20 protein-coding genes and 4 tRNA genes are annotated in these 21,423 nt (G+C 64.5%); 9 read left to right on the plus strand and 15 right to left on the minus strand.

Going from position 1 to position 21,423, the window contains the following annotated elements; translation table 11 throughout:
- The first annotated feature begins 77 nt into the window (after nucleotides 1–77).
- Together AC0SZ7_RS11435 and nhaA are read left to right on the plus strand one after the other, a co-directional pair.
- On the plus strand, nucleotides 78–1,691 hold the full coding sequence (locus AC0SZ7_RS11435; RefSeq protein ID WP_475504497.1) for an NAD(P)/FAD-dependent oxidoreductase: 1,614 nt from the start codon (nucleotides 78–80) through the stop codon (nucleotides 1,689–1,691).
- 257 nt (nucleotides 1,692–1,948) lie between these two features.
- Nucleotides 1,949–3,124, plus strand: a complete 1,176-nt coding sequence (nhaA, locus tag AC0SZ7_RS11440; RefSeq protein WP_475504498.1) for a Na+/H+ antiporter NhaA — start codon at nucleotides 1,949–1,951, stop codon at nucleotides 3,122–3,124.
- A 61-nt stretch (nucleotides 3,125–3,185) separates the two neighbouring features.
- On the opposite strand, the gene AC0SZ7_RS11445 is transcribed toward nhaA, so the two are convergent.
- The 6 genes from AC0SZ7_RS11445 to dinG form a co-directional block, all read right to left on the minus strand.
- Nucleotides 3,186–3,650: an outer membrane lipoprotein gene (locus AC0SZ7_RS11445; RefSeq protein ID WP_416426319.1), complete on the minus strand. Its 465-nt coding sequence runs from the start codon at nucleotides 3,648–3,650 to the stop codon at nucleotides 3,186–3,188.
- 202 nt (nucleotides 3,651–3,852) lie between these two features.
- The gene (gene pdxH, locus AC0SZ7_RS11450; protein ID WP_475504499.1) at nucleotides 3,853–4,500 is read right to left on the minus strand and encodes a pyridoxamine 5'-phosphate oxidase; all 648 of its coding nucleotides are present in this window, start codon (nucleotides 4,498–4,500) and stop codon (nucleotides 3,853–3,855) included.
- A 17-nt stretch (nucleotides 4,501–4,517) separates the two neighbouring features.
- Complete coding sequence (locus AC0SZ7_RS11455; protein WP_475504500.1) at nucleotides 4,518–5,528, minus strand: OmpA family protein; 1,011 nt, start codon at nucleotides 5,526–5,528, stop codon at nucleotides 4,518–4,520.
- A gap of 116 nt (nucleotides 5,529–5,644) precedes the next feature.
- Nucleotides 5,645–6,790, minus strand: coding sequence for a serine hydrolase domain-containing protein (locus AC0SZ7_RS11460; protein WP_475504501.1), 1,146 nt, complete (start codon nucleotides 6,788–6,790; stop codon nucleotides 5,645–5,647).
- A 189-nt stretch (nucleotides 6,791–6,979) separates the two neighbouring features.
- Nucleotides 6,980–9,247 carry a beta-agarase gene (locus AC0SZ7_RS11465; protein ID WP_475504502.1) on the minus strand — a complete coding sequence of 756 codons (2,268 nt, stop codon included), beginning with the start codon at nucleotides 9,245–9,247 and terminating at the stop codon, nucleotides 6,980–6,982.
- A gap of 84 nt (nucleotides 9,248–9,331) precedes the next feature.
- Nucleotides 9,332–11,476, minus strand: coding sequence for an ATP-dependent DNA helicase DinG (gene dinG / locus AC0SZ7_RS11470; RefSeq protein ID WP_475504503.1), 2,145 nt, complete (start codon nucleotides 11,474–11,476; stop codon nucleotides 9,332–9,334).
- Between the two features lie 96 nt (nucleotides 11,477–11,572).
- Between dinG and AC0SZ7_RS11475 the strand changes: the two genes are divergently transcribed.
- Nucleotides 11,573–12,037, plus strand: coding sequence for a CopD family protein (locus AC0SZ7_RS11475; protein ID WP_475504504.1), 465 nt, complete (start codon nucleotides 11,573–11,575; stop codon nucleotides 12,035–12,037).
- A gap of 6 nt (nucleotides 12,038–12,043) precedes the next feature.
- Here AC0SZ7_RS11475 and AC0SZ7_RS11480 read toward each other — a convergent pair whose 3' ends face one another.
- The 4 genes from AC0SZ7_RS11480 to AC0SZ7_RS11495 form a co-directional block, all read right to left on the minus strand.
- Nucleotides 12,044–12,802, minus strand: a complete 759-nt coding sequence (locus AC0SZ7_RS11480) for a collagen-like protein (RefSeq protein ID WP_475504505.1) — start codon at nucleotides 12,800–12,802, stop codon at nucleotides 12,044–12,046.
- Complete coding sequence (locus AC0SZ7_RS11485) at nucleotides 12,795–13,073, minus strand: DUF1145 domain-containing protein (RefSeq protein ID WP_475504506.1); 279 nt, start codon at nucleotides 13,071–13,073, stop codon at nucleotides 12,795–12,797. The genes AC0SZ7_RS11480 and AC0SZ7_RS11485 overlap by 8 nt, the downstream gene beginning before the upstream one ends.
- A gap of 134 nt (nucleotides 13,074–13,207) precedes the next feature.
- Nucleotides 13,208–13,933 carry a PA1041 family peptidoglycan-binding anchor lipoprotein gene (locus AC0SZ7_RS11490; protein ID WP_475504507.1) on the minus strand — a complete coding sequence of 242 codons (726 nt, stop codon included), beginning with the start codon at nucleotides 13,931–13,933 and terminating at the stop codon, nucleotides 13,208–13,210.
- An 89-nt stretch (nucleotides 13,934–14,022) separates the two neighbouring features.
- The gene (locus AC0SZ7_RS11495; protein ID WP_475504508.1) at nucleotides 14,023–14,724 is read right to left on the minus strand and encodes a PA1041 family peptidoglycan-binding anchor lipoprotein; all 702 of its coding nucleotides are present in this window, start codon (nucleotides 14,722–14,724) and stop codon (nucleotides 14,023–14,025) included.
- A 152-nt stretch (nucleotides 14,725–14,876) separates the two neighbouring features.
- Here AC0SZ7_RS11495 and AC0SZ7_RS11500 point away from each other — a divergent pair, with 152 nt between their 5' ends.
- Complete coding sequence (locus AC0SZ7_RS11500; protein ID WP_475504509.1) at nucleotides 14,877–15,374, plus strand: DUF6231 family protein; 498 nt, start codon at nucleotides 14,877–14,879, stop codon at nucleotides 15,372–15,374.
- 4 nt (nucleotides 15,375–15,378) lie between these two features.
- Nucleotides 15,379–15,855, plus strand: a complete 477-nt coding sequence (locus tag AC0SZ7_RS11505) for a YchJ family protein (RefSeq protein WP_475504510.1) — start codon at nucleotides 15,379–15,381, stop codon at nucleotides 15,853–15,855.
- Here AC0SZ7_RS11505 and AC0SZ7_RS11510 read toward each other — a convergent pair.
- Nucleotides 15,845–16,381 carry a hypothetical protein gene (locus AC0SZ7_RS11510; protein ID WP_475504511.1) on the minus strand — a complete coding sequence of 179 codons (537 nt, stop codon included), beginning with the start codon at nucleotides 16,379–16,381 and terminating at the stop codon, nucleotides 15,845–15,847. The genes AC0SZ7_RS11505 and AC0SZ7_RS11510 overlap by 11 nt on opposite strands.
- A 126-nt stretch (nucleotides 16,382–16,507) precedes the next feature.
- Here AC0SZ7_RS11510 and AC0SZ7_RS11515 point away from each other — a divergent pair, with 126 nt between their 5' ends.
- The 4 genes from AC0SZ7_RS11515 to AC0SZ7_RS11530 all read left to right on the plus strand — a co-directional run bounded on the left by AC0SZ7_RS11515 (nucleotide 16,508) and on the right by AC0SZ7_RS11530 (nucleotide 20,706).
- A complete protein-coding gene (locus AC0SZ7_RS11515; RefSeq protein ID WP_475504512.1) occupies nucleotides 16,508–16,987 on the plus strand; it encodes an LEA/WHy family protein in 480 nt (159 codons plus the stop codon).
- A gap of 145 nt (nucleotides 16,988–17,132) precedes the next feature.
- Nucleotides 17,133–17,336, plus strand: a complete 204-nt coding sequence (locus tag AC0SZ7_RS11520; protein WP_027977214.1) for an SEC-C metal-binding domain-containing protein — start codon at nucleotides 17,133–17,135, stop codon at nucleotides 17,334–17,336.
- Nucleotides 17,337–17,460: 124 nt separating this feature from the next.
- On the plus strand, nucleotides 17,461–18,105 hold the full coding sequence (locus AC0SZ7_RS11525) for a glutathione binding-like protein (protein WP_475504513.1): 645 nt from the start codon (nucleotides 17,461–17,463) through the stop codon (nucleotides 18,103–18,105).
- A gap of 147 nt (nucleotides 18,106–18,252) precedes the next feature.
- Nucleotides 18,253–20,706, plus strand: coding sequence for a penicillin acylase family protein (locus tag AC0SZ7_RS11530; protein ID WP_475504514.1), 2,454 nt, complete (start codon nucleotides 18,253–18,255; stop codon nucleotides 20,704–20,706).
- Between the two features lie 146 nt (nucleotides 20,707–20,852).
- On the opposite strand, the gene AC0SZ7_RS11535 is transcribed toward AC0SZ7_RS11530, so the two are convergent.
- The 4 genes from AC0SZ7_RS11535 to AC0SZ7_RS11550 all read right to left on the minus strand — a co-directional run bounded on the left by AC0SZ7_RS11535 (nucleotide 20,853) and on the right by AC0SZ7_RS11550 (nucleotide 21,355).
- A tRNA-Asp gene (locus tag AC0SZ7_RS11535) sits at nucleotides 20,853–20,929 on the minus strand.
- Between the two features lie 19 nt (nucleotides 20,930–20,948).
- Nucleotides 20,949–21,024 (minus strand) — tRNA-Val (locus tag AC0SZ7_RS11540).
- Between the two features lie 159 nt (nucleotides 21,025–21,183).
- Nucleotides 21,184–21,260, minus strand: a tRNA-Asp gene (locus AC0SZ7_RS11545).
- 19 nt (nucleotides 21,261–21,279) lie between these two features.
- A tRNA-Val gene (locus AC0SZ7_RS11550) sits at nucleotides 21,280–21,355 on the minus strand.
- Between the last annotated feature and the right edge of the window lie 68 nt (nucleotides 21,356–21,423).

The raw sequence follows: 21,423 nt of genomic DNA on the forward strand, positions 1-21,423 counted from the left end.
TGCTTCCGAACGCTTATAATGGCCGGTTAGTGCAAAGCTGCCGGGTCAACCCTGTGGCCCGGATATTGGACCCTGTCATGTTACGAATCACCGAACTCAAACTGCCCCTGGACCACGCCGACGAGGCCCTGCGCCCGGCCATCGTGCAGCGCCTGGGGATCGCCGACGCCGATCTGCTGGACTTCACCCTGTTCAAGCGCAGCTACGATGCGCGCAAGAAGAACAGCGAGCTGCAATTCATCTACACCATCGACCTCAGCGTGCGCGACGAAGCCGCCGTGCTGGCGCGCTTCGCCGAGGACCGCAACGTCGGCCCGGCGCCGGACGTCAGCTACAAGGTGGTGGGCCATGCCCCCGCCGGCCTGGAAGAACGCCCGCTGGTGGTCGGCTTCGGCCCGTGCGGTATCTTCGCTGCCCTGCTGCTGGCGCAGATGGGCTTCAAGCCGATCGTGCTGGAGCGCGGCAAGGAAGTGCGTCAGCGCACCAAGGACACCTGGGGCCTGTGGCGTAAAAGCGTGCTGAACCCCGAGTCCAACGTGCAGTTCGGCGAAGGCGGCGCAGGCACCTTCTCCGACGGCAAGCTGTACAGCCAGATCAAGGACCCGCTGCACCATGGCCGCAAGGTGCTGCACGAGTTCGTCAAATCCGGCGCGCCGGAGGAAATCCTCTACGTCAGCAAGCCGCACATCGGCACCTTCCGTCTCACCGGCATGGTGGAAACCATGCGCAAGGAGATCGAAGCACTGGGCGGCGAGATTCGTTTCGAGCACAAGGTCACCGACCTGCTGCTGGACAACGACCAGGTGCAGGGCGTTGTGCTGGAAAACGGCGAACAGCTTGCCTCGCGTCACGTGGTCATGGCCCTGGGCCACAGCGCCCGCGATACCTTCCGCATGCTGCACGCCCGTGGCGTGTTCATGGAAGCCAAGCCGTTCTCCATCGGTTTCCGCATCGAACACCCGCAAGGGCTGATCGACCAGGCGCGCCTGGGCAAGTACGCCGGCCACCCGAAACTGGGCGCGGCCGACTACAAGCTGGTGCACCACGCCAAGAACGGCCGGTCGGTGTACAGCTTCTGCATGTGCCCGGGCGGCACCGTGGTTGCGGCCACGTCCGAGCCAGGCCGGGTGGTCACCAACGGCATGAGCCAGTACTCGCGCAACGAGCGCAATGCCAACTCGGGCATCGTCGTCGGCATCACCCCGGAAGTCGACTACCCGGGTGGCCCGCTGGCCGGTATCGAGCTGCAGGAAAAGCTCGAATCCACCGCCTACCTGCTGGGTGGCAGCAACTACCAGGCGCCTGCGCAGCTGGTGGGTGACTTCATCGCCAACACGCCGTCCACGGCGCTGGGCGAGGTGGAGCCGTCTTACAAGCCAGGCGTGTCCCTGGGTGACCTGGCGCTGTCGCTGCCGGACTTCGCCATCGAGGCGATCCGCGAAGCACTGCCGGCCTTCGACAAGCAGATCCGCGGCTTCGCCCGCCCGGACGCGATTCTCACCGGCATCGAGACCCGCACTTCGTCGCCGCTGCGCATCACCCGTGACGCCAGCTTCCAGAGCCTCAACGTCAAGGGCCTGTTCCCGGCCGGTGAGGGCGCAGGCTACGCTGGCGGCATCCTGTCCGCCGGTGTCGACGGTATCCGCATCGCTGAAGCCGTGGCCCGCAGCATGCTCGGCATCGACGCCTGATGTCCCTGTAGCAGCTGCCGAAGGCGGCGTCCGAAGCACTTGGGTGCTCAAGACGCAGCCTGCGGCAGCTGCTACGGGAAATGTCCTACATCCATATCAGACACGTCCTATCTCCGCTGGCCTCCTTCGCTGTTAGGGTCCACTGCCCTGCCGTACCTGCCATTTTTGTTATAACAAAAAAGAATATAACTTTTGTTTTAACAACTGCCAGTTAGGGTTAGGGTGTCCCCCTTCGAACACCAGGATGGAGAGCGACCGTGCCCCTGCGCAGAACCCTGACACGATTCTTTCAACTGGAAGCTGCCAGCGGCCTGCTGTTGATTGCCGCCGCCGTGCTGGCACTGATCATCAACAATTCCCCCCTGACCGGGCTGTACAACAGCTTCCTCGAAACGCCAGTGGTGGCCCAGGTGGGCGCCCTGAAAATCGACAAGCCACTGCTGCTATGGATCAACGACGGCCTGATGGCCCTGTTTTTCCTGATCATCGGCCTTGAGGTCAAACGCGAAGTGCTTGAGGGCCAGCTGTCCAGCGCCTCGCAGATCGCGCTGCCGGGTGCCGCGGCGATTGGTGGCATGGTGGTGCCAGCACTTATCTTCTGGGCCCTGAACAAGGACAACCCCGAGGCGCTCAGCGGCTGGGCCATTCCCATGGCTACCGACATCGCCTTTGCGCTGGGCGTGCTGGCCTTGCTGGGCAAACGCGTGCCGGTGTCACTGAAGCTGTTCCTGATGACCTTGGCCATCATTGACGACCTCGGCGCCATCGTGGTGATCGCGCTGTTCTACTCGGGCGCCATTTCCGGCCTGGCGTTGGCGCTGGCCGCGGCCTGTCTGGTGGCGCTGATCACCATGAATCGCCTGGGGGTGGTAAAGCTGGCGCCCTACCTGGTGGTGGGCGCCATTCTATGGGTATGCGTGCTGAAGAGTGGCGTGCATGCCACGCTGGCCGGCGTCACCCTGGCCTTCTGCATCCCCCTGCGAACCCGCAACGCCGAGCCGTCGCCGTCGCGCAGCCTGGAGCATGCCCTGCATCCTTGGGTGTCCTACGCCATCCTGCCGCTGTTCGCCTTCGCCAACGCCGGGGTGCCGTTGGCGGGCGTCACCTTGGAAAGCTTTACCCACCACGTGCCGCTAGGCATAGCCAGTGGCCTGCTGGTGGGCAAGACCCTGGGGGTATTCGGCCTGACCTGGCTGGCGATCAAGGTGGGCCTGGCCAAGCTGCCCCAGGGCGCCAGCTGGACCCAGCTGCTGGGGGTGGCGATCCTGTGTGGCATCGGCTTTACCATGAGCCTGTTTGTCGGCTCGCTGGCCTATGTGCCAGGTGAGAGCGTGTTTGCCGGCGAGGACCGCATGGGCATTCTGACCGGGTCGATACTGGCGGCATTCATTGGTTACGCGGTAACGGCCTTGGCCAGCCCCAAACGGCGATAGCCCTGCCCGCCCTGGGCATAAAAAACCCGGCCTAGGCCGGGTTTTTCATGTGCAGCAAGTATCAGTGCGAAACGCGGCTGGTGCCATCCACGGTCATGATGCGAACACGTTCGCCGACGCGGAAGATTTCGTTTTCCTGAACCTGCTGAACGTAAGCACGCATGCTGCCGTCGTCTTCACGCACGGTGATCTCCACGCCCTGGGCGCGGGTCATGCCCTCTTCAGCGGCAGAACCTACCAGGCCACCGGCCACTGCACCGATTACCGCAGTAATGATGCTGCCACGGCCGCCACCAATGGCGCTGCCGGCAACGCCGCCGACCACTGCACCGGCGCCAGCGCCGATTGGGGTCTTGGTACCTTCGATTTTCACTGGGCGCAGGGACTCGATGGTGCCCATGCGCACGGTTTGCACACGGCGAGCTTCATCACGCGAATAGGTGTCGCCCTGCAGGTTGGAGACGCAACCACCCAGGAACAGGGACGAAGTCGTGAAGCAGGCAAGAAGCAGTGCGGATTTACGCATGAAAATTCTCCGTAGGGCGTGTTTGCCCATTAAACGCTGGCCGCCGCAGGGTGTCACGACGCCAGCTGTAATAAATTGCGTCCATTCAGCTGTAGTACAGCCGGTACTGGCGGGCTTCGGGAAGCCGACGAAATGGCACGCTTGCGCACAATATGCCACATCGTCTGGACAACACAGGAGAGGAAAAGGTCGAACGCGCCGATCAGGGGGCCAGGCGCTCGCGCTGCCAGGCCTGGTCGGCCCAGCGGAAGTTCAGCCGATCATGCAGGCGGCTGGAGCGCCCTTGCCAGAATTCGATGCGCTCGGGTACCAGGCGGTAGCCGCCCCAGTGCTCGGGGCAATGCGGCTGGGTGTCGCTGAAGCGCTGCTCGGTGGCCTTGAGCAGGCCCTCAAGCTCGGCGCGGTCGGCGATGACCCGGCTCTGCGGCGAGGCCCAGGCACCCAGGCGGCTACCCAGCGGGCGCACCTGGAAGTAGGCATCGGACTCGTCGTGACTGACCTTGCTTACCCGCCCTTCGATACGCACCTGGCGCTCCAGGGTGGGCCAGAAGAACGTCATGGCCGCGAACGGGTTGGCTTCCAGCTGCCGGCCCTTGTCGCTTTCGTAGTTGGTGAAGAAGGTGAAGCCCTGGGTATCCAGGGCCTTCAACAACAGCACGCGGCAGTGGGGCCGGCCCTGTGCATCGACGGTGGCCAATGTCATGGCGTTGGCCTCCACCGGCGCTTGCTCGGTGGCAATTGCTTCCTCGAACCAGCGCGTGAACAGCGCGAACGGCTCGGCCGGGGCATTCGCCTCGGTCAAGCCGTCACGGGTGTAGTCACGGCGCATGTGGGCGAGTGCCTGGGTCATTGCGCGTTCCTTGACGATCAGTTCTGGGTCTGGGCGACCGCGTCAGCCTTTTTCTTGGCCGGGGCTGCTGCCTTGGCCGGGGTTACCTTTTTCTTGGCAACGGCCTTGGCCGGGGCCTTCTTCGCGGCAGTGCCTTTCTTGACTGCGGCTTTCTTGCCGGCCGGCGCTGGAGCCACGACTGGCTTGACGTCCTGCACGGCAACCATTTCGGCCACTGGCGGGGTTGGCGAGTTGTACTTGGCCACCAGCGCGACCATAGTTTCTTGCGGGGTCAGCATGATTTCGATACGGCGGTTCAGCGCACGGCCCTGGACGCTATCGTTGGCAGCGCGCGGCATCAGCGAGCCCATGCCACGCATGGCCAGGCGCTTACGGTCCAGGCCGCTGAGGCGGAAGATGGCAGCAACCGAGCCAGCACGCTTCTGGCTGATTTCCTGCACGTCGGCGGCACCGGTTGCATCAGCGTGGCCGAGCACCAGCACGGCGGTCTTGGGGTCAGTCTCGATGGCCTTGGCGATGTTGGTGATCGGGCTCAGGGTTACCGGCAGCAGCAGTTCAGGACGCTTGGGGTTGAAGCTGCTGTCGATCGGGGCGATGACCACCAGCACGTCTTCACGGCGCTCTACCTGGAAGCTGGTGCCTTTGACGGCTGCACGTACTTTTGGCTCGTAGCTGTCCAGCCAGGCCTGGGTCATCTTGGCGTCGATTTTCGGTACCACGGCCACGGCCGGGGCGGCAGGCTTGGCGGCATCGCTGCTGCCGAACGGCCAGTACCAGTGCTTGCCAGTGTCGGCCGGGGCGGCGGCCACGGCAGCGGGGGCAGTGACAGGGGCAACGGCAGACTTGGCTTCATCCTTGGCGACTTTGTCGTTGATCGCGCCAGCCACGTTCTTGTCGGCGGCGTGGTCCGCAGCGCCGAACGGCCACCAGCGGAAGCCGCTGTTGTCGGCGGTGCTGTTTTGTGGAGTCTGGGCGCAGCCGGTCACAGCCAGGCACAGGGCTAACGCGATGGATTTATTGGAGTACATAAGCTTTCCACAAGGATGAGGTTGATACAAAGCGGGTTAGAAAACCCGTTTAAACCGTTGATTTGATATTAGATGAATCGGCCGTTCGCAACTGCCCGTCGGTCGATTCGCGCAGTTTATAGACAAGTGGCAAGTACCCGCACCAGCTTTTGCGCGCGCGGGTCCATGAGGATGTACGGGCCCAGGGTATTGGTGACAAATCCGAAGGCAACGTCGTGCTCGGGGTCGGCAAAACCCACCGAGCCGCCGGCACCCGGGTGCCCGAATGCCTTGGCGCCCAGGCCGAAGGTGGCGTTGGCCAACGTGGGCTGGTCCAGCATGCAACCCAGGCCGAAACGGGTGGGCGTCAGCAGCGTCTTGTCCGGGCCGACGCTGTGCTCCCGCGTCAGTTCACCCAGCAGATCGGGCTCCAGCAGGCTGCCATCGAGCAGGCCGCTGTAGAAGCCGGCGAGGCTGCGCGCGTTGCCGTGGCCATTGGCCGCCGGCTGCTGCATGCGGCGCCATTCCGGCTTGTTGGTGCTGGTAAGTACCGACGGCGGGTTGGTGAAGGCACGAGTGCTCATGGCGGCAGGCTCACGCATGGTGACCTGTAGCAGCCGCTGGGCCGCCTCGTCGCCCATGTTGCCCTTGCCGCGGGCGATGTGCGCGACGCGGTGAAACTCTGAATCAGCCAGGCCGACGTGGAAATCCAGCCCCAACGGCCGCGCGATGCGGGCAACAATGGCTTCACCGGGGCCACGGCCATCGGCGCGGCGCAGGAGCTCGCCAACCAGCCAGCCATAGGTGATGGCCGCATAACCGTGGCCGGTGCCCGGCGTCCACCAGGGAGCCTCGGCGGCCAGCGCATCGACCATAATCTGCCAGTTGTACAGCGCCTCGGGGGGCAGCAGCTCACGCAGCGCCGGTAGCCCGGCCTGGTGGCATAGCAGCTGGCGCAGGGTGACGCTTTCCTTGCCGGCAGCGGCAAACTCGGGCCAGTAACGGGCCACGGGCAGGTCGAGGTCAAGCTTGCCCTCGCCTACCAGCTGCAGGGCCGTGACGGCCGTGAAGGTCTTGGTGCAGGAGAACAGGTTGGCGATGGTGTCGCTGTGCCAGGCCTCCTGGCTGTCCTTGTCGGCGGTGCCGGCCCACAGGTCGATGACCGTGCGCCCGCCTACCTGGATACACAGCGCGGCGCCGCGTTCCTGGGGATCGTCGAACAAGGCGGCGAACGCCTCGCGCACCGCTTCGAATTGAAGCTCGTAATGACCCTGAATCTGCACTCAGTGACTCCTGCACGACATTGAACGAAGTGGCCGGCATTGTTTCAGCCCTTGGGGCTTTTGTGAACAGATGCCGGTCAGTTGGCGGGTATCTTTCTGCATACAGCGTGTATCTGCTGCTGCGTGGGAAATGGCATAGGCCGCAGGACGCGGCCTATCGGCGGGTGGACGCGCCACCGCTGCTACCGGTTATTTGTGGGCGCCGCCCTTGTCGCCTTTTTCGGCGGGGGCTGCTGCGGGCAGGGTCTTGGCGAGCTGGTCCAGGGTGTCCTGGTTGCTCTTGCGCACCGCGTTGATGAAGCCCTGGTACGGTACGTCGGTAATGCCCACCAGGCCGAAGTGGCCGTTCTCGCCGTCCAGCAGGCGCCCGGTGACGGGCTGGTCCAGGTACTGGAACCAGTGCACGCCGACAATCGTCGGTTCTTGCAGGGCGGCCTTGAGGAAGCCCGTATAGGCAGCGCCACGGTCTTCTTCCTTGGCCACTTCCATCGGGCCTGGCCAGAACGGGCCGCGGTCGCGGGAGCCGAAGGTGAACTCGGAAACCAGTACCGGCTTGTCCAGTTGGCGCAAGCGGGCGAAGTCATAGCCATCCTGTGGCTTGGGCGTGTAGAAGTTGAAGCTCAGCACGTCGCAGTATTGCGCGCACGAGTCCACCGCTTCGGGGCTGGATACGGCGAAACGCCCGCCCAGCAGCAGGTGGTTGGGCGCATGCCACTTCAAGGCATCGGCGATAGTCTTGAAGTAGGTGTCGGCGAACACGCGCTGGAACTGCTTGAGGTCAGCCTCGATCTCCGGGTGTTCGGCGTTGGGCAGCGGCGCTTCGAAGCCCGGGTCTTCCATCAGCTCCCACGCTGGCAGGTTGATGCCCCAGGCCTTGGACAGGCCTTCCTGGTTCCGGTACTTGTCACGCAGCTGCTTGAGGAAGGCGCGCTTGGCCGGCACGTCGGTGGTCTGGCGCAAGGTGCCGTAGGCCAGCGCGTAGCGCGACTTTGGATCATTGCCAGGGCCGGCCCACGCCAGTTCGTTGTCTGCGAAGTAGCCGATCAGGAACGGGTCGTCGCGATGGTCCCGGGCGGCAATGGCCACGGCTCGTTCGGTGGCCATGGCGAAACGCGGGTCGAACGGGTCGGGCATGCGGCCCCACCAGTCCATGCCCGTGCTGATACTGGCGTAATCGCCGACGATGGACAGCGGCAGCACGTACGGCACGCGCTGGTTGCCCTCCAGCGTCGGCGCGCTCCAGTTGCCCAGGGTGTTGAAGCCCCACGCCTGCAGGCGGTCCAGGGTGTGCTTCTGCCAGCGCATGCCATCGAACGGCTGGGCCACGCACGGCGCCTGCGGCGTTGGCGTACACGGGGTGCCGTAGGTGCGCTGCAGGTTGGCGGCGTAGAAGTCGAACCAGCGCCCACTACCGAAGCCGCGCCCCACGGACGAACCATTGCCGTCCTGGTTGCTGCTCTGGCCGTAGTACTGGGCCGAGGGGTTTTCGGCCTTGGGCAGGTCGCTGAACATCCACTCGCGGCCCTGCACGTAGGTGCGGTCATTGTCCGGGGCCACGGCATTGACGCCCAGGGAATAGAACGGGTGGCCCTCAGGGGTCACCAGGTACCAGCGGCCGTCACGTTTCTCGGTGCGGAAGTAACCGCTGGCGTTGAACGCCGGGCCCTGCTCCAGGCCACCAAACTTGTCCAGCGCAGCCTTGCCGCGCTCGGCCAGCCAGCCCTTGAGCTGCTGTTGCTCGCGGCCGGCGGCCGCCTTGAGCTGGTCGTCGCTGGCAACTTTTTCCGGCCAGCGGCCGCGGCTGAACTGCCCGTATTCGTCGACGATGTCGGCGTAGGCGGCCTTCTGCATTTCGTCGCCTTCGACCACGCCAAAGCGCTCCAGCAGGATGTTCTGGGCCACGGCAGGCTTGTCCATCGACAAGGTCACCGAGACCACCTGGCTGGCGGTGACCTCACCCTCGCTGCTGGCCAGCAGGGTGCGCTGGCCATCGTGCAGCCACGGCATCGGCGGGCCCGCGCGCATGCCCTGGCTGAGCGGCGAGTTGGCCGTCAACGGAATGACCAGGGTCTGCGCCGGGCCGGCCGGCAGGTCGATGCGGCTGGTCAGGGTCTTGCCATCGTTGCTCTGAATCTTCACGTACAGCGTCACGGCCCAGTCCATGGCGCTTTGCGCACGCAGGGTCATGGCACTGTCGGCAGACCAGTCCCAGGCCCCGGTCTGCGGCTTGAGCGTGAGGCTGGGCGCCGCCACCGGGTTGAAGGTTACCCGGCGCAACACCTCACCTTCGGCCGTCTGTTCGGCGTTGTACTGCGGCAGGCTGGCATCCGCGACCGTCACTTGCACCACATCGGCGGGACGGACGAAGTTGAACAGCGTCTGCTGGGCGCCCGGGGCCGCCAACAGCGGGTTGGCGCACAGCAGTGCGAATACAGCGGGTAACGAACGGCGAATCATGGGGTTCCAGCTCTCCTTGATGGCCGGTGTCGGCCTCGGTCAGGGGTATAGACAGCAAAGCAGGGATTTTTCACCCTGCGTGCATCAGGAAATTTCGCGACGGAACGGCGGCAGCGCGTTGAGGATTGCCTTGCCGTAGCGCTGGGTGACCAGGCGGCGGTCCAGCAGGGTGATGGTGCCGCGGTCCTGTTCGGTGCGCAGCAACCGGCCACAGGCCTGGATCAGCTTCAGGGACGCGTCGGGCACGGCGATTTCCATGAACGGGTTGCCGCCCCGCGCTTCGATCCATTCGGCCAGGGCCGCTTCCACCGGGTCGTCCGGCACCGCGAAGGGGATCTTGGCGATGACCACGTGTTCGCAGTAGGCACCCGGCAAGTCGACCCCTTCGGCGAAGCTGGCCAGGCCGAACAGCACGCTGGAATCACCGCCATCGACGCGTGCCTTGTGCTTGTTCAGGGTTTCCTGCTTGGACAGGTTGCCCTGGATGAACACCTGCTTGCGCCAGTCGCGGTCCAGGCCGTCGAACACATCCTGCATCTGCCGGCGCGAGGAGAACAGCACCAGGGTGCCGCGCGAACCTTCCACCAGGCTGGGCAGGTCGCGGATGATGGCTGCGGTGTGCGCCGTGGCGTCGCGCGGGTCGGCACGCAAATCCGGCACCCGCAGCAGGCCGGCGTCTGCATGGTGGAACGGGCTGGGCACCACGGCGGTAACAGCCGTCTTGGGCAGGCCCGAACGCATGCGGAAACGGTCGAACTTGCCCAGCGCAGTCAGGGTGGCCGAGGTCACCACCGCGCCATGGGCGACGTTCCACAGGTTGCGCCGCAGCATCTCGGCGGCGAGGATGGGGCTGGCGTTGACCTCGATGTCGAACATGGCGCCGGCCTCGGCCAGGGTCAGCCAGCGCGCCATGGGCGGGCTGTCTTCCGGGTCTTCGGCGGTGAAGGCGGTCCACAGCTCCCAGTTGCCCAGGGCGCGGGACTGCAGGCTGCCGAACAGCGGGTACCATTCCTCGGCCTGGTGGCTGGGGATGCCGATACTCTTCTCGGCGTCCATGCCTTCCTTGAGCAGGTCGGCCAGGCGGGTGAGCAGGTCATTGAGACGGGCAAAGCCCTTCTTCAGCTCGATGCCCATTTCACGCATGTGCTCAGGCACCACGCCGCCGACGAAGCGATGGCGTGGGCGTTCGCGGCCTTCCATGTCCTCGCCGGCGCGAAAATCGGCCAGTTGCTCGCAGGCACTGAACATGAACTGCTGGTGGGTCTTGATCTCGCGGGCCAGCTCCGGCACCTGCTCGATCCACTTGCCCAGGTCACCCGGCAGCGGGTGCTGGGCCAGCAGCTTGGTCAGGTTCTTGGCCGTGCTTTCCAGCCAGTCGGCGGTGGAGCGCAGGCGGGTGTAATGGGCGAAATGGCCGATGGCCTTGTCCGGCAGGTGGTGGCCTTCGTCGAACACGTACATGGTGTCACGCGGGTCGGGCAGCACGGCGCCGCCGCCCAGGGCCAGGTCGGCCAGGACCATGTCGTGGTTGGTGACGATCACGTCGACCTTGCCCATGCCTTCGCGGGCCTTGTAGAAGGCGCACTGCTGGAAGTTGGGGCAATGGCGGCTGGTGCACTGGCTATGGTCGGTGGTGACGCGGGCCCAGTCCTTGTCTTCCAGGGCGGTTGCCCAGCTGTCGCGATCACCGTCCCATTTGTTGCCGGCCAGCTTCTCGATCATGCTGGTGAACAGCTTCTGGCTGGCTTCGTCCACCTCGATGCGGAAGCCCTCCTCCTCGAACAGCTGGGCGGTGGCGGTCTGCGCATGGCCTTCCTGCAACAGGATGTCGAGCTTGGAAAGGCACAGGTAGCGCCCACGGCCCTTGGCCAGCGAGAACGTGAAGTTCAGGCCGCTGTTCTTCATCAGGTCCGGCAGGTCCTTGTAGACGATCTGCTCCTGCAGGGCGACGGTGGCCGTGGCTATGACCAGGCGCTTGCCCGCTTCCTTGGCAGCCGCGATCGCCGCCAGGCTGTAGGCCACGGTCTTGCCGGTACCGGTGCCGGCCTCGACGGCCACCACGGCGCATTCGCCCGAGCGACGCCCTTCGTCGTCACACTCGATGTCGCCCAGTACCTTGGCGACTTCGGCGATCATCAAGCGCTGGCCATAGCGGGGCTTGAGGCTCTTGGCTTCGAGGAAACGCGTGTAGGCGCCCTGGATCTGGGTTTTGAGTTGGTTGCTGATCATGATTCTGGGGCGTGAACGCCTGGATAAATTTTCAGTGTTTCATTAAGGGCCGCTATCATACCCCGCTAAACCCTCGCGCGCTGAACGGAGATCCACATGGCTGCATATGCCCCCCTCTACACCTTGCATGTCTGGGCAGCCCTGATCTGGGTAGGCGGCATGTTCTTCGCCTGGCTGGTGCTGCGCCCGGCGGCGGTTACAGCCCTGGACGCACCCGCGCGGCTGAAGCTGTGGGGGGAAGTTTTCCGACGCTTCTTTCTCTGGGTCTGGCTGGCCGTGCTGATTCTTCCGATAAGTGGCATCGCCATGATCCAGATCAGCTTCAGCGGTTTCGAGACCGCGCCGCGATACGTGCAAGTGATGATGGGGCTTTACCTGGTGATGGTGGCGCTGTTCATCCGCATCACCCTGCTGCAGCTGCCAACCTTCAACACGGCGCTGCAGGCCCAGGACTGGGCGACGGCAGGCACCAGCCTGGCGCAGATACGCAGGCTGGTGGGGGTGAACCTGATTATCGGCTTCCTGCTGGTGGCCGTGGCTGCGGCCCGGCCACCGTTCTGAGGGCGCCTACAGGCGCTGCACGGTCAGCGCACCAGGCTGGCCGGCGACACCAGGCTCGCCCGGCTGGCCAGGGCGGCCGGCCTTGGCACCTGCGGTGCTGTAGATAAGGCAACCCTTCGACTTGCCGCCGACACCGGCCTTGCCCGCCGCGCCCGCCATGCCACCGGCGCCGCCGTCCAGCTGCACCTTGATGGCATCGTTGGGGTAGTCACGTGGCACCTGCAGGCGCACCTGCGCGCCGTTGGCACCGTCATGGCCGTTGCCGCCATTGAGGCCGTCGGCACCGCGGCCCGCCTCGCCCCACAGGCAGCCCGGGGCCTGGCCGTTGGCGCCGTCCAGGCCGAAGTAGCCCGGCGCGCCCGCGCCGCCACGGGCATCCACCGTCAATTGCGGACCCTGCAGCGCTTGCAGTTGCAGAACCAGGTTGCGCCCGGGCAACGCAGCCTTTTCATAGGTACCCGGGGCGCCACGGGCCAAAATCTGGCTGCCCTCGCCCAGCTCGGCGCGATGCGCCTCGATACGCAGTTCCTGCTGCCCGGGGACGATGGCGATGCGCGCCTCATGGCCCAGGCGCAGCTCACCGACTTTCAGTTCCACCAGGTTGTCCGGCACCAGCAGGGTGGCGTAATCATCCACCACCAGCCGGTCCAGGGTCAGCACGCCGTCCTTGCCTGGCAAGCGCATCAACGAATGGGGTTCGACACTCAGGCTTTCGGCCATTGCCAAAGGCGTGAACAACGCCGCTACCAGACACAGCCTACGCATTGTTGCTCTCCTGCACCGACCGGGTCGGAATTGAACGCACATGAAATATTCCCACCAGCAGGATCTGCAAGCGGTCAAACCAGGGATGGGTGCGGCCACGGAGGCTGGCGCGAAAAAACAGGACTTCCAGCAAATGCAGAAGCATCAGCGCCGCGCCGGTCAGGTTGATCAGCGAACGGAACGGATGTGTCATGGGCATGAACAGGTTGACCAGTACCACCCACCAGAACAGTACCGTCAGGGCCTTGCCCAGGGTACACCACCACGTCATGCCCGCCCCCAGTGATTATTCTTTCCCCGCACAGTAACGCCGGGGTGGTGTTTGTGCCATATCTGCATGAACAAAAAATGACAGTGTTGCGTTGAACCCGTGGCAGCCGCCTTCGACGACGGCCACGGGAGCTTTCAACGGTTGATATGCAACTCCACCCGGCGGTTCTGCGCCCGGCCTTCATCAGTGCTGTTGTCGGCCACCGGCTTGCGTTCACCGTCGCCTTCGCTGGTCACCTTGTTGGCGGGCACGCCCTGGCTGATCAGGAACTTCGCCACGCTGTCGGCGCGCCGTTCCGAGAGCTTCTGGTTATAGGCATCGCTGCCCTTGCTGTCAGTGTTGCCGACCACCTTGATGCTCACCACGTCCGCCGCCTTGAGCTTGTCCAGCAACGCCACCAGCTGGTTGCGCGCCTCTTGCGTGAGGGCCGAGGAGTCGAAGGCAAACAGCACATTGCCGGCATCGCTCAGGGTGATCACTTCTTCAGGTGGCGGGGTAGGCTCGGGCGCCTTGGCCGTCGCCGGGTATTGCGGCAATGGGCAACCCATGTGGTTTACCGGGGTGTTGGGCGGTGTGCCCGGGCAATGATCACGGCGGTCGAACACGCCGTCGCCGTCCTCGTCGCCATCTTGCGCGTAGCAGATCAAGCCGCCGGTGATTGCGCCCAATACCCCCAGGCCACCGGCCCAGGATGAGCTTTTGATGGCGCCGAGGCCGCCACCCACTACACCACCGATAAGGCTGCAGATAGGCCAGTTCCTTTGATTGAGCGGGGCACTGCCATCACTGGTAGTGGCGCAACCGGAGAGAACACTGCTGACCAGAAGAACGGGAAGTGCTGCCCGCCAGATTAATCTCATATGGAATGCTCCTGTGTCACCGGCCGGTGCCGGTAACACAGGAGTAAAGACCGGCCTGTGAAATTCACAAGCCGCGCGGGGCGAGGTTTTCAGCGGTCGATGCGGATTTCCACACGACGGTTCTGCGCACGGCCGTCAGCCGACTTGTTGTCCGCCACAGGCTGGCTCTCGCCGGCGCCGCTGATGGACACGAAGCTTGCGCGTGGGATACCGGCGCTGATCAGGTAATCCACCACCGAATGCGCGCGGCGCTCCGACAGTTTCTGGTTGTAACCAGGCTTGCCGACGCTGTCGGTATGGCCGGTCACGGTCAGCTGGGTGGAAGGTGCTTCGGTCCTGAGCTTGGTGGCTACCTTGTCCAGCTGTGCCTTGTCGGGGCCGGTCAATTTGGCGGAGTCGAACTCGAAGTGCACGTCACGAATGACGATGACTTCCTGCTTGGGCAGCGGCGCCGGTTCCGCGACAGGCGCAGGCGCCGGTGGCGGGAATGGGCAACCAGTGGCATCCACCGGCGTGCCTTTAGGCGTGTGCGGGCATTTGTCGACGCTGTCCATCACGCCATCGCCATCCTCATCGCCATCACCGTGCACCCAGCAGTAGGCAGCCGCGACACCGCCACCTACCAGCACGCCCCAACCGGCATAAGTCGAGTTCTGGATCGAGCCCAGCGCCGCACCGGTGACACCCCCGACGGCCGCGCACTTGGGCCAGTCGGTCTTCTGCAACCCTGCGCAACCAGTCAACACACTGGCTAGCAGTACCAAAGGTAATGCCTTACTCACTATGCTCATCAGGTCTCTCTCCAAACGGGGGGGAAATCGGCGCACAAACCGATGCATTGGGAGTAAAGACGGCAGTTTGCAGATGCGCCAGCAATAAGCCATATGGCTAGGCTCGTGGGCCGAACAAGGCTAGCATTGGCAGTTCTGATCGAGGACGTTCAATGACCGCAAGCTTCTCTACGCGCACGCCGCAGCAAGCCCTCGCGGCCCTGCTGGACCGCTACGCCCCACGACACCTGTTGGTGGTGGGTGCCAGCGACTTCCCGGCCCTGGCCGCCTTCAAGCAGGCCCATCCGGACAGCATCGTCGCCCAGGCCGCACCTGGTGCATTGCCACCGGAACTGGCCAGCCAGCGCTTCGACCTGGCGGTAGTGGTCGACTGCCTTGAGCACCTGCCCAAGCGCACGGCGCTGGAGTTGCTGGGCGGCATTCGCAACCTCAACGCCAGCCGCCTCGCCGTGCTGGTGGACCTGGCGGCCAGCGGCTGGAGCGACACCGACTTCTACGCCCTGGCGTTGCAGGCCAACGAACGCTTTCAGCGCGACGAGCAGGTGCTGACCCTGTTCAACTACGACCTGCGCGAATACAAACAGGTGCCTGACTGGCTCAATTCACGGTTCTGGGCCAACCCGGAAAACTTTGGCAAGTACTGGTGGTGATGCAATGAGTACAAGCATTTGCCCGTGCGGCAGCGGCAACCTGCTGGACGCCTGCTGCGGCCATTACCACGGCGGCGTGCCCGCCCCGGACGCCCAGGCGCTGATGCGCTCGCGCTACAGCGCCTATGTGCTGGGCCTGATCGACTACCTGGTGGCCACCACGTTGCCGGTGCAGCAATCGGGCCTGGACCGCCAGTCCATCAGTGACTGGAGCGCGCAGAGCACTTGGCTGGGCCTGACAGTGGAAAACGCCGAAGTGTTTGGCGGCCAGCCGGAGCATGCGTTCGTCACCTTCGTCGCGCGCTGGCATGACGCATCGGGTGAGCACAGCCACCGCGAGCGCTCTTCTTTCGTGCAGAACGGCGGGCGCTGGTATTTCATCGACCCTACCGTGCCGCTCAAGGCCGGGCGCAACGACGCCTGCCCCTGCGCCAGCGGGCAGAAATTCAAGAAGTGCTGCGCCGCCTACCTCACGGCATGAGCTTGAGGTGCCCGGTGTCCGGCGCTGGCGGCGGCGCTGGCGCACGGGCCTGCCCCATGTCGGTGCCGATCGGGGCCACGCTGAACTGCGCAAGGTTCAGCTGCGGCGGCGCCACGTAAGGTTTTTCGGGCTGCAGGTCACTGCCGGCCTCGGCCACCTCATAGCCTGGCGCCTGCACCTCGACGAACGCCGCCATGTAGCAATCGCGCGGTACCCACGGCTCGGCCATCTTGCTTGGCTTGCGCACGAAGCCTGGGGCATCCGGCGGCGGCGCCATCTCGATTTCCTCCACCTGCACCGGCACCGCCTCCACCGACACGACGATGCCCGCGCGTTCCAGGGTAGAACGGTATTTTTCCGCGGCCTGCGGGTCCAGGTCGCTCTTGAGCACCAGGCGCCGCCCACTGAACAGCGCGTCGATGCGTGCGCCATCAGACTGAAACAGCTTGGCCAGGTTGGCCTTCACCAGCGCCAGCTGCGCCCCGGGCACCAACTGCCCCCTGAAGACTATTTCGAACAGCCCCATCACGTGCCTCCTGCCTGCCGGGCACTGGCCCATCGCGAGTAATGGCATCAGTATGGCTCATCTGCGATTTTGCCAACAAGCGAGCCGTGGCATTGGGTAGACTCAAGGCATCGCGAGGGACTTGTCATGCACACACGGACACTGCGCCTGCTCACCTTCTGCCTGTTCCTGGGCCTGAACGGCTGCGCCAGCTGGTTTGCCGACGACAGCCAGCCCCCGCAAGTGCACCTGCTGAGCGTGCAGGTGGTAAAAGCCAAGCTGCTGCAACAACAATTCATGCTGCACTTCCGCATCGACAACCCCAACGACGGCACCCTCACGGTGCGTGGCCTGCACTACCGCGTGCACCTGGCCGACATCCTGCTGGCCGACGACGAATACGATGAATGGTTGCGCGTGGACGGCCATTCCAGCGCCCGCTTCAACGTGCCGGTGCGCACCAACCTGTGGGAGCACCTGCGCGACGTGGTGAAGTTGCTGCGCCACCCCAACCGGCCCATTCCGTACCGGCTGGAAGGGGAACTGAAGACCGGGTGGTTCTGGGGGGATGATGTGGTGCTGCGGCGCAATGGGGAGATCATGCCTGGGGAGTTGATGCGTAAATAGCGGCGACGCAGCCTTGCGGCAGCTGCTACGGGGCTGTGCCCACCCGCCAGTCCGCTCCCAAGGCACGACAGGAGTGCGCTTGACGCTCGCCCTCCCCCCACCAGCAATGAGATAATTCCCGCCGATCTAATTCGGAGACACCCAGATGACCCAGCAACCCCATGTCCATGGCCCTGACTGCAACCACGATCACGACCATGATCACCATCACGACCACGGCCATGTACACGGTCCACACTGCAACCACGAGCCTCAGGAGCCGGTGCGCAATGCCCTGAAGGACGTCGGCCGCAACGACCCGTGCCCATGCGGCAACGGCAAGAAGTTCAAGAAGTGCCACGGCGCCTGATTGAATGACCCGCGGCCGGGCGCATGCGTCCTGGCTGCGGAACGCTGAAATGCTTTGAAACAAAAATCCTGGCGCAGTACAACAGTCGTTCTTGCTGTAGCCCCCCAGGACTTTGGAGCGTTTCATGATCGATCTGCATTACTGGACCACCCCCAACGGCCACAAGATCACCCTGTTTCTGGAAGAAGCCGGGCTTGAGTACCAGGTCCACCCGGTCAACATTGGCAAGAACGAGCAGTTCGCGCCGGCTTTCCTGAAAATTTCCCCCAACAACCGCATCCCGGCCATTGTCGACAGCCAGCCTGCCGATGGCGGCGAGCCGATCTCGCTGTTCGAGTCCGGAGCCATCCTTTTATACCTGGCGGAAAAAACCGGCCAGTTCCTGCCCAAGGACCTGCGCGGCCGCGAGCAAGTGTTGCAGTGGCTGTTCTGGCAGATGGGCGGCCTGGGGCCGATGGCCGGCCAGAACCACCACTTCAACGTGTTCGCCCCGGAAAAAATTCCCTACGCCATGAAGCGCTACATCGACGAGACCGCACGGCTTTACGGTGTGCTCGACAAGCGCCTGGCCGACCGCGCGTTCGTGGCGGGCGAGGACTACAGCATCGCCGACATGGCCATCTACCCCTGGGTGGTGCCCTACCAGCGCCAAAGCCAGAACCTCGACGATTTCCCCCACCTCAAGCGCTGGTTCCTGGCCATCCAGGCGCGCCCGGCCACCGAACGCGCCTATGCCTGGGTGGACCGCATCAACCCGCCAAAAGCCTGATTTGCCCAGCGCCTCCGAGCCTTGCGCGCAAGGCCCGGGGCACCGGCCGTCCTGCCATGCAAATAAAGCTGGCCGCCCGCTTGCGTGGCGTGTGCGCGCTCACTAACGTAGCGCCTTTTAGCCGCCAGCCCCGCAGGAGCTTCCGCCATGGCCTCGCCAGCCTTTACTCAATTCATTCCCCGGTTCGGCGCCGCCGCGACCCTGGCCGGGCTGATCAGCCTGAGCGGTTGCCAGGCCTGGCTCGACAGCCGTTACGCCGACAGCGTGCCGCCGGACAGCGGCGTGCAGCCACTCAAGGGGCTGGCCCAGAATGTGTCGGTGCGCCGCAACGCCCTCGGCATGCCACTGATTGAAAGCAGCAGCTTCCATGACGCGTTGTTCGCCCAGGGCTATATCGCCGCCAGCGACCGCATCAGCCAGATGGTGGGCATGCGCCTGCTGGCCCAGGGCCGCCTGTCTGAAATGGACGGCCCGCAGATGCTCGACGTCGACCGTTTCATGCGCGCCGTGAACCTCAAGAAGAACGCCGAGGAGCTCTACGCGGCGGCCTCGCCGCGCCTCAAGCGCTTCTTCGAGGTGTACGCGCGCGGCGTCAACGCCTACCTGTTCCGTTACCGCGACAAACTGCCGGTGGACTTGGCTGAATCCGGCTACAAGCCGGAGTACTGGAAGCCGGAGGACTCGGCGCTGATCTTCGCGCTGTTCAACTTCAGCCAGTCGGTGAACCTGAAGGAAGAGCTGGCATCGCTGACCCTGGCGCAGAAAGTCGGCGTCGACAAGCTGGCGTGGCTGATTCCGACCTACCCGGACGAGCCATTGCCCTTCGACGAGACCGACAAGCTGAAAGGCGTCAGCCTGGCGCAGATTCCCGGCCTGGCCAACGCCAACAAGGCCACCGACGACCTGGCCGGCCTGAACCTGCCCAGCATCACCAGCGCCGACAACTGGGCCGTCACCCCAGGCCGCGCACGCAGTGGCCGCAGCCTGCTGGCCAACGACACGCACCAGCCGCTGGCCAGCCCGTCGCTGTGGAACTACGTGCAGATTCGTGCGCCCAAATACCAGGCAGCGGGCGTGGCCCTGGCCGGTATCCCAGGGGTACTGGCCGGTTTCAATGGCAAGGTGGCGTGGGGCATGAGCCCGGCCATGGGCGACAACCAGGACCTGTTCCTGGAAAAACTGCAGCGCCAGGGCAACCAGCTGCAATACCTGGCCGATGGCAAGTGGCGGCCCGTGGGCGTGCGCCAGGAAACCTTCTTCATCAAGGGCCAGGCGCCGCTGCGCGAAGCGGTGTACGACACCCGCCACGGCGCGCTGCTGAACAGCACCCTGGGCGGCGCTGCGCTCACCAACGGCCTGGGCCTGGCGCTGCAGACTCCGGACTTCAAGGACGACAAGAGCCTGGACGCGTTGTTCGACCTGTCGCGGGCGCAATCGGTGGAAGCGGCGTCCGACGCCAGCCGTGAAATCCGCGCCATTGCGGTGAACATGATGTTCGCCGACGCCCAGCATGTAGGCTGGCAAGTGACGGGCCACCTGCCCAACCGCCGCGAAGGCCGCGGCCTGGTGCCGTCGCCCGGCTGGGACGGACGCTATGACTGGGACGGCTTTGCCGACGCCATGCTGCACCCCTACGACCAGGACCCACCGCAAGGCTGGCTGGGCACTGCCAACCAGCGCACCGTGCCGAAAGGCTACGGCATGCAGCTGTCCAATTCCTGGTACTACCCGGAACGCATTGAGCGCCTGGCCGAACTGGCCGGTGCCGGCAAGCAGGACACGCGCAGCATGATCGCCATGCAGTACGACCAGACCACCACCTTCGCGGCCAAGCTGAAGACGATGTTCCAGGCACCCGGCATGGCCCAGCCGCTGAAACAGGCCATCGATGCCCTGCCGGCTGCCGACCGCGCCAAAGCCCAGGAAGCCCTGGCCCGCCTGCTGGCGTTCAACGGCAACCTGGCTGCGCAGTCTTCCGACGCGGCGCTGTACGAGTTGTTCCTGCAGGAAAGCAGCAAGCAGATTTTCCTCGACGAACTGGGCCCGCAGGACAGCGCGACGTGGAAGGCCTTCGTGGCCGCTGGCAACCTGTCGTATTCGGCCCAGGCCGACCACTTGCTGGCCCGCGAAGACAGCCCGTTCTGGGACGATGTGCGCACCACGCAGAAAGAAGACAAACCGGCCATTCTGGCCCGCAGCCTGGCGGCGGCGGTGAACGAAGGCGAGCGGCAACTGGGCGGCGACCACAAGGCCTGGCAGTGGGGCAACCTGCACCGTTACCAGTGGGCGACCAAGGGCGTGCAGCTGCCGGCGCGCCAGGCCGGTGGCGATCACACCACCCTGAACGCCGCAGCCTACGCATGGGGTGAGAACTTTGATGTCACCCAGGCGGCGTCCATGCGCTTCATCGTCGACTTCGCGCAGAACGAACCGATGATCGCGCAGAATAGCCCCGGCCAGTCCGGCAACCCGGCCAGCCCGCATTACGCCGACGGCATCGATGGCTGGATGAAGGCGCAGTACACCAGCATCCCGCTGCAATCGCAGAACTATGACCGCGCCTACGGCACCAAGCGCCTGACGCTGACGCCAGGCAAGTAGGACGCAGCCTTCGGCAGCTGCTACAGCCCGTAGCAGCGGCCACAGGCCGCGTCCCCCTCCCCCACAAAAACCGCAGACGAAAAAAAGCCTGCACAAGGCAGGCTTCTTTTTTGGTACCAGGCGTTCAGTGTTCCTGGTGCCGAATATGGCGCAGCGGACGGGACTCGAACCCGCGACCCCCGGCGTGACAGGCCGGTATTCTAACCGACTGAACTACCGCTGCGCGATACACTGTGAGCGAGTGGTGGGTGATGACGGGATCGAACCGCCGACCCTCTGCTTGTAAGGCAGATGCTCTCCCAGCTGAGCTAATCACCCTTCGTCTCTCGGTGTGGCGCGCATTCTACGGATGGATAACCGGTATGGCAAGCACGAAACGCAATAATTCTTGCATCAATTTCCGCAGACGAAAAAAAACCTGCGCTAGGCAGGTTTCTTTTTTGGAACCAGGCGTTCAGTGGTCCTGATTCTTGAATATGGCGCAGCGGACGGGACTCGAACCCGCGACCCCCGGCGTGACAGGCCGGTATTCTAACCGACTGAACTACCGCTGCGCGATACACTTAGAGAGAATGGTGGGTGATGACGGGATCGAACCGCCGACCCTCTGCTTGTAAGGCAGATGCTCTCCCAGCTGAGCTAATCACCCTTTGTCTCTCGGTGTGGCGCGCATTCTACGGACGCACCTATAGCCTGGCAAGCTCTTTTTAAAATTAT

Source organism: Pseudomonas sp. JC1203 (assembly GCF_056175065.1).

Bases quoted from the DNA above. Each gene is read 5' to 3' on its own strand.
- AC0SZ7_RS11485 (WP_475504506.1), bottom strand. From the start codon at position 13,073: ATGACGTGGTGGTGTACCCTGGGCAAGGCCCTGACGGTACTGTTCTGG.
- AC0SZ7_RS11530 (WP_475504514.1), top strand. From the start codon at position 18,253: ATGGCCTCGCCAGCCTTTACTCAATTCATTCCCCGGTTCGGCGCCGCC.
- AC0SZ7_RS11505 (WP_475504510.1), top strand. From the start codon at position 15,379: ATGAGTACAAGCATTTGCCCGTGCGGCAGCGGCAACCTGCTGGACGCC.
- dinG (WP_475504503.1), bottom strand. From the start codon at position 11,476: ATGATCAGCAACCAACTCAAAACCCAGATCCAGGGCGCCTACACGCGT.
- AC0SZ7_RS11500 (WP_475504509.1), top strand. From the start codon at position 14,877: ATGACCGCAAGCTTCTCTACGCGCACGCCGCAGCAAGCCCTCGCGGCC.
- AC0SZ7_RS11515 (WP_475504512.1), top strand. From the start codon at position 16,508: ATGCACACACGGACACTGCGCCTGCTCACCTTCTGCCTGTTCCTGGGC.
- pdxH (WP_475504499.1), bottom strand. From the start codon at position 4,500: ATGACCCAGGCACTCGCCCACATGCGCCGTGACTACACCCGTGACGGC.
- AC0SZ7_RS11510 (WP_475504511.1), bottom strand. From the start codon at position 16,381: ATGGGGCTGTTCGAAATAGTCTTCAGGGGGCAGTTGGTGCCCGGGGCG.
- AC0SZ7_RS11475 (WP_475504504.1), top strand. From the start codon at position 11,573: ATGGCTGCATATGCCCCCCTCTACACCTTGCATGTCTGGGCAGCCCTG.
- AC0SZ7_RS11495 (WP_475504508.1), bottom strand. From the start codon at position 14,724: ATGAGCATAGTGAGTAAGGCATTACCTTTGGTACTGCTAGCCAGTGTG.
- AC0SZ7_RS11455 (WP_475504500.1), bottom strand. From the start codon at position 5,528: ATGTACTCCAATAAATCCATCGCGTTAGCCCTGTGCCTGGCTGTGACC.
- AC0SZ7_RS11520 (WP_027977214.1), top strand. From the start codon at position 17,133: ATGACCCAGCAACCCCATGTCCATGGCCCTGACTGCAACCACGATCAC.
- AC0SZ7_RS11480 (WP_475504505.1), bottom strand. From the start codon at position 12,802: ATGCGTAGGCTGTGTCTGGTAGCGGCGTTGTTCACGCCTTTGGCAATG.
- AC0SZ7_RS11435 (WP_475504497.1), top strand. From the start codon at position 78: ATGTTACGAATCACCGAACTCAAACTGCCCCTGGACCACGCCGACGAG.
- AC0SZ7_RS11490 (WP_475504507.1), bottom strand. From the start codon at position 13,933: ATGAGATTAATCTGGCGGGCAGCACTTCCCGTTCTTCTGGTCAGCAGT.
- AC0SZ7_RS11465 (WP_475504502.1), bottom strand. From the start codon at position 9,247: ATGATTCGCCGTTCGTTACCCGCTGTATTCGCACTGCTGTGCGCCAAC.
- AC0SZ7_RS11445 (WP_416426319.1), bottom strand. From the start codon at position 3,650: ATGCGTAAATCCGCACTGCTTCTTGCCTGCTTCACGACTTCGTCCCTG.
- AC0SZ7_RS11525 (WP_475504513.1), top strand. From the start codon at position 17,461: ATGATCGATCTGCATTACTGGACCACCCCCAACGGCCACAAGATCACC.